The sequence below is a fragment of the Enterobacter sp. JBIWA005 genome (genome assembly GCF_019968805.1).
Taxonomy (GTDB): Bacteria; Pseudomonadota; Gammaproteobacteria; order Enterobacterales; family Enterobacteriaceae; genus Enterobacter; species Enterobacter vonholyi.
Window position 1 is genome coordinate 3077777 of record NZ_CP074159.1, and the last position, 12472, is coordinate 3090248.

The 12472-nt window shown below is 58.7% G+C and carries 11 protein-coding genes; 4 read left to right on the forward strand and 7 right to left on the reverse strand.

The genetic code is table 11. The features are described from left to right. Nucleotides 1-27: 27 nt before the first annotated feature. Together btsR and KGP22_RS14625 are read right to left on the reverse strand one after the other, a co-directional pair. Entirely contained in the window at nucleotides 28-747 is a 720-nt protein-coding gene (gene btsR, locus KGP22_RS14620; protein ID WP_045908659.1) for a two-component system response regulator BtsR, read from the reverse strand. Beyond that, nucleotides 741-2426 (reverse strand): sensor histidine kinase, encoded by a 1686-nt coding sequence (locus KGP22_RS14625; protein ID WP_223579723.1) that lies wholly within the window; start codon nucleotides 2424-2426, stop codon nucleotides 741-743. The genes btsR and KGP22_RS14625 overlap by 7 nt, the downstream gene beginning before the upstream one ends. Before the next feature lie 217 nt (nucleotides 2427-2643). On the opposite strand from KGP22_RS14625, the gene mlrA reads away from it, so the two are divergent. Beyond that, nucleotides 2644-3384, forward strand: a complete 741-nt coding sequence (gene mlrA / locus KGP22_RS14630) for an HTH-type transcriptional regulator MlrA (protein ID WP_115875827.1) — start codon at nucleotides 2644-2646, stop codon at nucleotides 3382-3384. Nucleotides 3385-3453: 69 nt separating this feature from the next. Further along, entirely contained in the window at nucleotides 3454-3567 is a 114-nt protein-coding gene (locus KGP22_RS14635; RefSeq protein ID WP_008500895.1) for a protein YohO, read from the forward strand. Here KGP22_RS14635 and KGP22_RS14640 read toward each other — a convergent pair. The 5 genes from KGP22_RS14640 to bglX form a co-directional block, all read right to left on the reverse strand. Continuing rightward, on the reverse strand, nucleotides 3542-4279 hold the full coding sequence (locus KGP22_RS14640) for an ABC transporter permease (RefSeq protein WP_223579725.1): 738 nt from the start codon (nucleotides 4277-4279) through the stop codon (nucleotides 3542-3544). The two genes, KGP22_RS14635 and KGP22_RS14640, sit on opposite strands and share 26 nt — an antisense overlap. Next, nucleotides 4263-5213: an ABC transporter ATP-binding protein gene (locus KGP22_RS14645; protein ID WP_111965983.1), complete on the reverse strand. Its 951-nt coding sequence runs from the start codon at nucleotides 5211-5213 to the stop codon at nucleotides 4263-4265. The genes KGP22_RS14640 and KGP22_RS14645 overlap by 17 nt, the downstream gene beginning before the upstream one ends. Further along, on the reverse strand, nucleotides 5206-6363 hold the full coding sequence (locus tag KGP22_RS14650; protein WP_223579740.1) for an ABC transporter permease: 1158 nt from the start codon (nucleotides 6361-6363) through the stop codon (nucleotides 5206-5208). Before KGP22_RS14650 ends, KGP22_RS14645 begins: the two co-directional genes overlap by 8 nt. 12 nt (nucleotides 6364-6375) lie before the next feature. Then, nucleotides 6376-7293, reverse strand: coding sequence for an ABC transporter substrate-binding protein (locus tag KGP22_RS14655; RefSeq protein ID WP_115875831.1), 918 nt, complete (start codon nucleotides 7291-7293; stop codon nucleotides 6376-6378). A gap of 147 nt (nucleotides 7294-7440) precedes the next feature. Next, the gene (gene bglX / locus KGP22_RS14660) at nucleotides 7441-9738 is read right to left on the reverse strand and encodes a beta-glucosidase BglX (RefSeq protein ID WP_223579742.1); all 2298 of its coding nucleotides are present in this window, start codon (nucleotides 9736-9738) and stop codon (nucleotides 7441-7443) included. Between the two features lie 189 nt (nucleotides 9739-9927). On the opposite strand from bglX, the gene dld reads away from it, so the two are divergent. Then, the gene (gene dld / locus KGP22_RS14665) at nucleotides 9928-11676 is read left to right on the forward strand and encodes a D-lactate dehydrogenase (RefSeq protein ID WP_223579744.1); all 1749 of its coding nucleotides are present in this window, start codon (nucleotides 9928-9930) and stop codon (nucleotides 11674-11676) included. 112 nt (nucleotides 11677-11788) lie between these two features. After that, nucleotides 11789-12343 carry a GNAT family N-acetyltransferase gene (locus tag KGP22_RS14670; protein WP_111965978.1) on the forward strand — a complete coding sequence of 185 codons (555 nt, stop codon included), beginning with the start codon at nucleotides 11789-11791 and terminating at the stop codon, nucleotides 12341-12343. Nucleotides 12344-12472 lie beyond the last annotated feature (129 nt).

The window sequence follows — 12472 nt, forward strand, 5'->3', positions numbered from 1 at the left end:
GATGCAATGGCGCGCAGTGTACCAGCTTTACAGCCCAATCGCCTCTTTCAAACTCTTCAGGTAGCGGCGGCTGACGGGTACCGTTTGCCCGGCACGCAGCACCAGTTCGGCCTGGCCGTTATCTTCCAGGCGGATCTCCTTCAGGTGCGCCATGTTCACCAGATACTGGCGGTGGCAGCGGATCAGCGGCGTGCGGCTCTCGAGCGTGCGCAGTGTCAGCTCGGTAAATCCTTCGTTCCCTTCCGCGCTGGTGACAAACACCCCGCTCAGGCGGCTGCTGACGAACGCCACATCATCCATCTGCAGAAGATAGATCCGGCTGTGCCCGGTGCAGGGGATAAACTTCAGCGGCTGCTGGTTCTCCGGCAGCAGCGTGACGTCCTGTGCGGTCCTCTCCTGGCGTAAACGGGTGAGCGTTTTTTCAAGGCGCTTCTCTTCGATCGGCTTGAGCAGATAGTCAAACGCGTGCTCCTCAAAGGCCTTAACGGCATATTCGTCGAACGCCGTCAGAAACACGATGTAGGGACGATGTTCCGGGTCGAGCATGCCGACCATCTCCAGCCCGCTGATGCGGGGCATCTGAATATCAAGGAACAGCACGTCCGGGCGCAGCTTGTGCACCGCGCCGATGGCCTCAATGGCGTTGGCGCACTCCCCCACAATCTCAATATCCGGCTGCTCCTGCAGCAGAACGCGCAGGTTTTCCCGTGCCAGCGGCTCGTCATCCACAATCAGCACTCTTAACATGCGTTTTCCTCCAGCGGCAGTCGTACGGTAATACGGATAAATCGGTCGGGCTCGCAGGCGACGGTAATGCCACAGTCATCGCCAAAATGGGCGCGCAGGCGTTTATCCACCAGGCTCATCCCTAAACCGCCGGAGGCGGAAGGCTGGTAAAGCCCGGCATTATCTTCAATATCCAGCACCAGATGGTGGTTAAAACGGCTGGCGGCAATGGTTATCTCCCCTGTACCCAGGAGCTGTGACGTGCCGTGCTTAATGGCGTTTTCGACAATAGGCTGCAGGGTAAAAGCCGGGAGGTGCTGATACGCCAGCTCGTCCGGCACGGAGAGCGTCACCTGCAGGCGCGACTGGAAACGCGCCTGCTCAATCTGCAGATAGGCGTTCACGTGCTCAATCTCGTCGGCGAGGGTCACGATCTCAGACGGCCGCTTCAGGTTCTTGCGGAAAAAGGTCGACAGAAACTGCACCAGCTGCGCGGCCTGATCGCTGTCGCGGCGGATCACCGCTTTGAGCGTGTTGAGGGCATTAAACAGGAAATGCGGGTTGACCTGGGCATGCAGCAGCTTAATTTCAGACTGCGTCAGCAGGGCTTTCTGCCGCTCATACTGTCCGGCGAGGATTTGTGCGGACAGCAGCTGGGCGATCCCCTCCCCCAGCGTGCGGTTGATCGAGCTGAAAAGACGGTTTTTTGCCTCATACAGCTTGATAGTCCCCATCACCCGCTGATTTTCCCCGCGCAGCGGAATCACCAGCGTGGAGCCCAGCTTGCACTGCGGATGCAGCGAACAGCGATAAGGCACTTCGTTACCGTCGGCATACACCACTTCGCCGGTTTCGATGGCGCGCAGCGTATAGGCTGAGGAGATCGGTTTACCCGGCAGATGGTGATCGTCCCCGGTGCCGGTAAAAGCCAGCAGCCGCTCGCGGTCGGTTATGGCCACCGCGCCGATATCCAGCTCCTTGTAGAGCACCTGCGCGACCTTCATGCTGTTTTCTTCGTTAAACCCCTGGCGCAGGATCCCTTCGGTCGAGGCGGCGACCTTCAGCGCCGTGGCGGAAAACGCCGAGGTGTACTTCTCAAACATAGCGCGCTTGTCGAGCAGAATGCGCATAAACAGCGCCGCACCCACGGTGTTAGTCACCATCATCGGGGCGGCAATGCTGCTGACCAGGTGAAGCGCATCTTCAAACGGACGGGCAATGAGCAGAATGATCGCCATCTGCGCCATTTCGGCCACAAAGGTAATGGCTCCGGCGGTGAGCGGGCTGAAGACTTTATCCGGACGGCCGCGCTTAATCATATAGCTGTGCACCAGGCCGCCGAGCAGCCCTTCCACGATCGTGGAGATCATGCAGCTCAGCGCCGTCATCCCGCCCATGGAATAGCGATGCAGCCCCCCGGTTAAACCGACAAGGCCACCGACGACGGGACCGCCCAGCAGCCCCCCCATCACCGCGCCAATCGCGCGCGTGTTGGCAATAGAGTCTTCGATATGGAGACCAAAATAAGTCCCCATGATGCAGAAAATAGAGAAGGTGACGTAGCAGAGCAACTTATGCGGCAGACGAACGGTGACCTGCATCAGCGGGATAAACAGGCGCGTTTTGCTCATCAGCCAGGCAATGACAAGAAACACGCACATCTGCTGAAGCAACAGCAGCACCAGATTAAACTCGTACATACTCAAAACCGCACACGCTAAAAACGCGTAACATACACTGATGCGGGGTTACTTTCTTTGAAACATTCCAAAAAAGCACAAAATCGTGTCCGTTATCACACCTTTTTCTGAATATCGTGCATGCTTCGCATTGTTTGTTCAAAAATCAATCAACCCTTCCTGGTTCGCAAAAGTGGGTCTACAGTTAAGCTGGGAACGCGTAAGCCAGGGGGCGAATATGGCGTTTTACACGATAGGTGAAGTGGCACTCCTTTGTGATATCAATCCCGTTACCCTACGGGCGTGGCAGCGACGGTATGGATTGCTCAAACCGCAAAGGACCGACGGCGGGCATCGCCTTTTCAATGAGGCCGATATTGACCGCATCCGCGAGATTAAGAGCTGGATCGACAACGGGGTGCAGGTCGGCAAAGTGAAGTCTCTGCTGAGCCACGACGACCCGGACACGCAGCACCTCTGGCGCGAACAACAGGAAACCCTGCTGCGGCTCCTGCAGGCAGGCAATCTTCAGCGCCTGCGCGCATGGATAAAAGAGCAGGGCCGCGACTATCCGGCACAGACGCTGATCTCCCATCTTTTCATTCCGCTCCGTCGACGCCTGCAGTGCCAGCAGTCCACCCTGCAGGCGCTGCTCAGCATGCTCGACGGGGTGCTGATCAACTATATTGCCGTCTGCCTTGCCTCAGCGAAGAACAAAGCCGGAAAAGATGCGCTGGTAGTCGGCTGGAACGTGCACGATACCACCCGCCTGTGGCTGGAAGCGTGGATTGCTACCCAGAAGGGCTGGCGCGTGGATGTTCTGGCGCACTCGCTGGCTCAGCTTAAGCCTGAGTTTTTCGACGGCCAGACCCTGCTGGTCTGGTGTGGCGAAGTGCCGTCCGCCACGCAGCAGCAGCTGCTGATGGAATGGCGAGAAAATGGTTACCCGGTTTATTCCCTTGGGCCGGATGAGCCATAACGGCATTTAATGGTTCATTAACAGCTGCGCTTCACCGTATAATTGTTCCGTTAACAACAGGAGCACATGATGAAGGCAACCAAACTGGCCATTATTACCCTTTTTGTCCTGATGGCCGTGAGCGGTATCGGCGGCGTGATGCTGGCAGGGTACTCGTTTATTGTTCGCGGCGGTGTCGGCTGAGGTACAGCGCCAGCCGCTCAAAAAGGCGATCGACGACGATTGCCGCCAGCGCGACCAGCACCGCCCCCTGCACAATATAAGCCGTATTAAACCCGCTTAAGCCGATAATGATCGGCGTCCCCAGCGTATTGGCACCGACCGTCGACGCAATGGTCGCCGTCCCGATGTTAATGATGACCGACGTGCGGATCCCGGCAATAATAACCGGCGCCGCAAGCGGCAGTTCAACCTTGCGCAGCCGCTGGCCGCGACTCATCCCCATCCCTTCTGCCACGCTCAACACTGACGCCGGTACCGCCGCGAGGCCCGCCAGCGTGCCCTGCAGCACCGGCAATACGCCGTATAGAATCAGCGCAATGATCGCCGGCTGCTGACCAAAGCCCATAACCGGAACCGCTATCGCCAGCACCGCCACCGGGGGAAACGTCTGACCAATGGCCGCAATCGTCTCCACCAGCGGGCGAAACTCCCGGCCCGCAGGCCGCGTGACCGCGATGCCCGCCCCCACGCCCAGCACGATCGCGACAGCGCTTGAGAGCGCAACCAGCCAGAGATGCGCCAGGGCGAGATTAATAAAGCTCTCCTGCTGATACACCGGCCGCGGCAGCCCGGGAAAAAGGCTGTTAAACAGCGCCGCGCTGTGGGGCATCAGAAACAGCAAGGCGACAAAGAGCGCTATCAGCCAGAGGAGCGGATCACGCAGTCCCTTCACGCGTCACCTCCCCGGCCAGCAGATCGCGAAAATGTAAGGTTCCGCACGGCGTCCCGCCGGAGTCCGAGACGGGCAATACCTCGCACTGGCGCGCGACAAACGCGGAGAGGGCATCCCGCAGGCTCATCTGCGCCTGCAGCGGTTCGCCGCTCACCGGCACCTCTTCCCGGCGCATATAGTCGCTGACCGTCCGCAGGGAGAGAAGCCTGACGCCCAGCTCGCTGCGGCCAAAAAACTCGCGCACAAAGTCGTTCTTCGGCCAGGTTAACAGCTCAAGCGGCGAGCCCTGCTGCACCACTTCGCCATGATCCATCAGCACCAGATGGTCGGCCAGGCGCAGGGCTTCATCAATATCGTGCGTCACGAGAACGATCGTGCGTCCGAGAATGCGGTGAATGCGGGTCATCTCCGCCTGCAGCGCCCCGCGCGTGACCGGATCCAGCGCGCCGAAGGGTTCATCCATCAGCAGTACCTGCGGGTTGGCCGCCAGCGCGCGCGCCACGCCCACGCGCTGCTGCTGCCCGCCGGAAAGCTGGTGCGGATAGCGATCGCGCAGCGCAGGCTCTAACCCCAGCAGGGACATCAGTTCATCCACCCGGTCAGCGATTTTCGCCCGCGACCACTTCTCCAGCTGCAGCACGGTGGCGATGTTCTGCGCCACCGTCCAGTGGGGAAACAGGCCGATAGACTGAATGGCATAGCCCATCCGACGGCGCAGCTCCAGCACCGGCAGGCTGCGGATCTCTTCTCCGGCAAAGCGAATCAGCCCGCTGTCATGCTCAACCAGACGGTTGATCATCTTCAGCGTGGTGGATTTTCCCGAGCCCGAGGTGCCAATCAGCACGGAAAACGCCCCCTCGGCAAAGTTCAGGTTCAGATGGCTCGCCGCCGGGCGACCGGCAAAGGTTTTACTGACATCATGAAATTCAATCATTGGCTCTTCTCCCGAGCAGCGCGAGCCATAAGGCAAACAGCGCGTCGACGACAACCGCCAGCGCAATCGTGGGCACCACGCCCAATAGCACCAGATCCAGGGCACTGCTCAGCAGCCCCTGGAACACCAGTGCGCCAAAACCACCCGCGCCAATCAGCGCCGCAATCACAGCCATGCCGACGGTCTGGACCGCCACCACCCGCAGGCTGCGCAGCAGCAGGGGCAGCGCCAGCGGGAGCTGAATCTTCCAGAAACACTGCCGCGCGCTCATTCCCATCGCATGGGCGCTTTCCAGCACGTCAGGTGCGACCTGACCTAAGCCCGCGACCACGCCGCGCACCAGCGGAAGCAGCGCATACAGCACCAGCGCGATAAGCGCGGGCGTTAACCCCGTCCCGGCGACACCGAGCGTTCCGAGCACCGGGAATGACTTCACCAGCCCCGCCAGCGGGGCAATCAGCAGGCCAAACAGCGCAACGGATGGAATGGTCTGGATAACGTTGAGCACGGCAAAAACCCCACCCTGGCGTGAAGGATGGCGATAGCACCACATGCCAAGGGGGATCCCAACCAGAAGCGCCGGAACGAGCGTACCGAAGAGGATCGTAAGGTGCTGCGCGAGCGCATCATCAAACACCTCCTGACGGTTAGCGTACTCTTTTAGCAGCGAGAGGTTGTTCAGCTCACCGCTGAACAGCAGGAGTAAAGGAATACACCATATCTGCGCATTGAGCACCCAGCGCCAGACCGCGCTGGCGATGAGTCGACGAATGGCATCGCTGCAGGCCAGCAGACACAGCGCCAGCCACAGCCACAGGCCGCTGCCGATAGTGGTTCTCGCCAGCGGACTTTCCGCCGATGCCATATGCGTCGCCGCCAGCCCGGCGCTCCAGAACAGGAGGATAAACAGCCCTTCAGAGAGGAGCAGCGTCAGCCACTGCGCCGGGCGTCCCTGCCAGAGCGACAGGATCACCCACGCGCTCAGCGACGCCACAAGCCACGCCGGCGTAAACGACCAGACCTGCCAGAGCGCTTTGCCCTCCCCCGACATCAGGCGGTTTGGGGCAACGTTGACAAACGGTAACGCGACCGCCGCGATAGCCACGCAGGCCAGCAGCAGCAGGACGCGGTTATGACATTTTATTGGCACAGCCCTTTCCCGTTACTTCACAAGCCCTTGTTGTTTCAGGAAGTCGGCGGCCACTTTTTTGGCATCCAGCCCCTCGACGGCAATGCTGGCATTCAGCTGCTGCAGCGTTTTTTCATCAAGCTTTTCGAAAACCGGTTTGAGCCATTCGGCAATCTCCGGATAGGCTTTCAGTACCGCCTCACGCACGACCGGGGTCGGAGCGTAAATCGGCTGTACGCCTTTAGGATCGGTCAGGGTTTGCAGGCCGAGCGCCGCCACCGGGCCGTCGGTGCCGTAGGCCATTGCCGCGTTAACGCCGGAGGTTTGCTGCGCCGCCGCTTTGATGGTTACCGCCGTGTCCCCGCCCGCCAGCGAGAGCAGCTGAGCCTGGTCGAGCTTGAAGTCGTAGGCTTTTTCGAACGCAGGAAGCGCGTCGGGACGCTCGATAAACTCCGCGGACGCAGCCAGCTTAAAGTCGCCCTTCTCTTTCAGGTAGCGGCTGAGATCCGCCAGAGAAGTCAGCTTCCCTTTCTCCGCCACGTCCTTGCGCACGGCGATAGTCCAGGTATTGTTGGCCGGTGCCGGGGTCAGCCAGACCAGCTTGTTCTGTTCCGCGTCGAGTTTTTTGACTTTCTCATACCCGGCTTTGGCGTTTTTCCATGCCGGATCGTTTTCATCTTTGAAGAAGAATGCGCCGTTGCCGGTGTATTCCGGGTAGATATCCAGCTCGCCGGATGTAATCGCGCCGCGCACGACGGGCGTGGTGCCGAGCTGGACTTTATTGACCGTTTTCACGCCGTGACTTTCCAGCACCTGCAAAATAATATTGCCGAGCAGCGCGCCTTCGGTATCGATCTTTGAGCCCACTTTTACCGGCTCCGCCGCCTGTAACGGCAGGCTCAGCGCCGCCAGTAACACCGCAGATCCCAACATCCCCTTTGCAATCGTCATTCCGCTATCCTCATTTTTTTGCTGCCTTTTTCAGAGGCTTGAGAGAAAAGCGTAGCTTAAAACGGCGGAATTAACCGTCAAAATGCCTTTTTAGCATAAGGTAAGACGCCTCCCCCGCAGGACGGGGGGAGGCAAAGGAGGAAAAGGTTACAGCAGCTCGAACTCGCCTTTATTCACGCGGGCGGAGTCCACGCCGATAAAGACGTTAAATTTGCCCGGTTCCGCATCATATTTCATCTGCTGGTTCCAGAACTTCAGCGCATCCACGTCGATCGGGAAGCTGATGGTTTTGGTTTCCCCTGGCTTGAGGTTGACCTTCTCGAAGCCGCGCAGCTGCTTCACCGGACGGCTCATCGACGCGGTAACATCCTGAACGTACATCTGAATCACCGTAGCCCCCTCGCGCTTGCCGGTGTTGGTTACCTCGACGCTGGCGGTAACGTTGCCGTCACGCTTCAGGGTCGGCGCCGACATTTTCACGTCAGAGACTTTGAAGGTGGTGTAGCTCAGGCCGTAACCAAACGGATACAGCGGGCCGTTAGCTTCGTCGAAGTAACGAGACGTGTACTTGTTCGGCTTGTCAGCATTGTACGGACGACCGGTGTTCAGGTGGCTGTAGTAAACCGGGATCTGCCCGACGGAGCGCGGGAAGGACATCGGCAGCTTGCCCGACGGGTTGTAATCCCCAAACAGCACGTCGGCGATGGCGTTACCGCCTTCGGTACCGGCGAACCACGTTTCCAGAATGGCGTCAGCCTGCTGGTCTTCATTCACCAGCGCCAGCGGGCGACCGTTCATCAGCACCAGCACCAGCGGCTTGCCGGTCGCTTTCAGGGCTGCGATCAGATCGCGCTGGCTCTGTGGAATCGTGATATCGGTACGGCTGGAGGCTTCGTGCGCCATACCCTGCGCTTCTCCCACGACCGCGACCACGACGTCAGACTGCTTCGCGGCGTTCACCGCCTCGTCAATCATCTCCTTCGGCGTGCGCGGATCGACCTTCACCGCTTCCTCGTACTGGTTGAGGAAGGTCACGATGTCTTTATCGTTGGTGACGTTCGCCCCTTTGGCATAGACCACTTTGGCGTTTTCACCGACGGCACTCTTGATACCGGTCAGCACGGTCACGGACTGGTCAGCCACGCCCGCGGCAGACCAGCTGCCCATCACGTCGCGCTTGCTGTCGGCCAGCGGCCCCACAACGGCAATGGTGCCGGATTTTTTCAACGGCAACGTGTCGAGGCGGTTTTTCAGCAGCACCAGGCTTTCGCGCGCCACGTCACGCGCTTCTTTGCGATGCAGGCGGCTTTCAGCGTTGGTATCTGCCGGGTCAGAGTCTTTCGGGCCCAGGTGGCTGTACGGATCGTTAAACAGCCCCATGTCGTATTTCACGTTCAGCACGTGGCGCGCCGCATCGTCCAGCTCCGCCATCGTTACCTTGCCGCTCTTCACAAGCCCAGGCAGGTATTTGCTGTAGTACTCGTCGCTCATGCTCATGTTGATGCCGGACTTGAGCGCGACGCGCACCGCGTCTTCCGGATCGGAGGCGGTACCGTGTTTGATCAGCTCTTTAATCGCGCCGTGGTCGGAAACGGTGATGCCCTTAAAGCCCCACTGGTCGCGCAGCACGTCTTTCAGCAGCCAGGAATCGGACGTCGCAGGCGTGCCGTTCAGCGAGTTCAACGCTACCATCACCGCGCCGCTGCCCGCATCAAGCCCTGCCTTGTACGGCGGCATGTAGTCGTTGAACAGGCGCTGCGGGCTCATGTCGACGGTGTTGTACTCTTTACCGCCTTCAACCGCGCCATAGGCCGCAAAGTGTTTGACGCTGGTCATCACCGAGTAGCGGTCCGCCGGGCTTTTACCCTGCATCGCTTCCACCATGGTTTTACCCATCGTGGAGGTTAAGTACGTATCTTCACCAAAGCCTTCCGAGCCGCGGCCCCAGCGCGGATCGCGCGAGACGTCCACCATAGGCGCCCAGGTCATGTTCAGGCCGTCGTCCGCCGCTTCATACGCCGACACGCGCCCGACGGTTTTCACCGCGTCGAGGTTAAAGGAAGACGCTAAGCCGAGGCTAATCGGGAAGACGGTACGCTGGCCGTGCACAACGTCATAGGCAAAGAACAGCGGAATCTTCAGGCGGCTGAGATCCATCACCTGGTCCTGCATCTTGCGGATATCCTGGCGGGTGACGGTATTAAAGATGGCCCCTACCTGCCCGTCTTTGATCATCTCGCGGATGGCCTCTTTCGGGTTATCCGGGCCGACGCTGATCAGACGCAGCTGGCCGATTTTCTCATCGACCGTCATTTTCTTGAGCAATTCCGTGACAAACGCATCCCGCGCTTCAGGCGTGAGCGGGTGATTGCCAAACAAATCCTCTGCCAGCGCAGGTTGCAGCGCCAGGCTGACGGCGACACCTACAGAACATAGCCATTTCATGTCGTTTTACTCTCTCATCAATAACCGCCGGACGATCTCGGCCATACCGTGCGAAAAGCGCAGTGTGCCACAAACCCTCTGAACGTTGCAGGGTTATTCTCTGATTTTTCTCGTGAATACTCGACCGCTTAACAGTTAATCGCGCTATGCTTTACAGCGAGAAATTTGCCCCACCACAAGGAGTGGAAGATGTCTTCTGTTCGAACTGACGATAACAAAGCATTTATTAACGAACTGTCGCGCCTGGTTGGCTCCTCTCACCTGCTTACCGACCCGGCTAAAACCGCCCGCTACCGCAAGGGCTTCCGCTCCGGTCAGGGCGAGGCGCTGGCGGTGGTTTTCCCCGGCACGCTGCTGGAACTGTGGCGCGTGCTGAGCGCCTGCGTCGCGGCCGACAAGATTATTTTAATGCAGGCGGCCAACACCGGCCTGACCGAAGGCTCCACGCCGAACGGCAACGATTACGATCGTGACATCGTGATTATCAGTACCCTGCGTCTCGACAAGCTGCACCTGCTGGACAAGGGCGAGCAGGTGCTCGCGTTTCCCGGAACCACGCTTTACTCCCTCGAAAAAGCGCTTAAGCCGCTGGGCCGCGAACCGCACTCGGTGATTGGCTCCTCCTGCATTGGCGCCTCGGTGGTCGGCGGGATCTGCAATAACTCCGGCGGCTCGCTGGTGCAGCGCGGCCCGGCGTATACCGAGATGTCGCTGTTTGCCCGTATTGACGAAAACGGCAAGCTGACGCTGGTGAACCATCTGGGAATCGATCTCGGCGTGACGCCAGAACAGATCCTCAGCAAGCTTGACGACGATCGCGTGAAGGACGAAGACGTGCAGCACGACGGTCGTCATGCGCACGATCACGACTACGTGACCCGCGTCCGGGATATCGACGCCGATACGCCGGCGCGCTACAACGCCGATCCGGACCGCCTGTTTGAATCCTCCGGGTGCGCCGGAAAGCTTGCCGTTTTTGCTGTGCGTCTGGATACCTTCCCGGCAGAGAAAAAGCAGCAGGTATTTTACATCGGTACCAATCAGCCTGAGGTTCTGACGGAAATCCGCCGTCATATTCTGGGCGAATTCAGCAATCTTCCGGTGGCGGGCGAGTACATGCACCGGGACATTTACGACATCGCCGAACGTTACGGCAAAGATACCTTCCTGATGATCGACAAGCTCGGCACCGACAAAATGCCGTTCTTCTTCACCATGAAGGGCCGCACCGATGCGATGCTGGAGAAAGTGTCGCTGTTTAAACCCCACTTCACCGACCGCTTTATGCAGAAGCTGGGCAACGTTTTCCCGGCGCATTTACCGGAGAGAATGAAAACCTGGCGCGACAAGTACGAACATCACCTGCTGCTGAAAATGGCCGGGGACGGGATTGCCGAAGCGCAGTCCTGGCTGACCGAATACTTCAAAACCGCCGAAGGGGATTTCTTTGCCTGTACGCCTGAAGAGGGCAGCAAAGCCTTCCTGCACCGTTTTGCCGCCGCAGGCGCAGCCATCCGTTACCAGGCGGTGCATTCCGAAGAAGTGGAAGATATTCTGGCGCTGGATATCGCCCTGCGACGTAACGACACCGACTGGTTCGAGCATCTCCCGCCGGAAATCGACAGCAAGCTGGTGCACAAGCTCTATTACGGCCACTTTATGTGTTATGTCTTCCATCAGGATTACATTGTCAAAAAAGGGGTCGACGCACACGAACTGAAGGAGCAGATGCTCGCCCTTCTGAGTGAACGCGGCGCACAATATCCTGCGGAACATAACGTCGGACATCTTTATGAAGCCCCTGACGCACTTAAGCAGTTTTATCGCGAGAATGACCCTACAAACAGCATGAATCCCGGCATTGGTAAAACAACGCGGAAGAAATACTGGAAAGAGAGCGCAGACGCGGAGCAGCGCATAACGCAAACGTCTGATTAATTCCTACAGCCAAATTTGAGAGATTGTTAAGCGCTCCTTAATCGTAATAGAGTAACTGCTTATCGCCGGAGAAACGTTTCTCCGGCTTTCTATAACGAGGAGCAGGCACATCATGTCGGCTGTTGATGTTTTATCCGAGACCGAACTGGAAGTGCGCGACGCCCTTCCCGATGATGTGCATGCTATTGCCGCGATCTATGCATGGCATGTGCTTCACGGGCGCGCGTCGTTTGAAGAAGTCCCCCCCACCATCGACGAAATGCGACATCGCATGAAAAGCGTGGCTGAGAACGGTTTACCGTGGCTTATCGCGCTGTATCGCGGCATCGTGGTGGGCTACTGCTACGCGACGCCTTACCGTCCACGGCACGCCTACCGCTATACCCTGGAAGAGTCGATTTACGTTGATGCCAGCATCACCGGGCGCGGTTTTGGCTCGGCACTGATGGATGCGCTGATTGAACGCTGCGAGCAAGGGCCGTGGCGGCAAATGATTGCCGTGGTGGGAGATGGCAATAATAATGCCGGCTCGTTGCGGCTGCATAAAAAGCACGGCTTCGAGATTGTCGGTCAGCTGCGCAGCGTAGGCTATAAGAAAGGTGACTGGCGGGATACGGTGATTATGCAGCGTCCGCTCAACGATGGTGACTGGACGCTGCCGGAATAAACGCAGAGCGGTCTGGTGCCCTCACCCCGGCCCTCTCCCACAGGGAGGATCCAATCAGGTCTGTCGAATTCAACCAGAATCAACAGACCTCTCCCTTTATTTTCGTAATGCCTTTATCATAAGGCACCA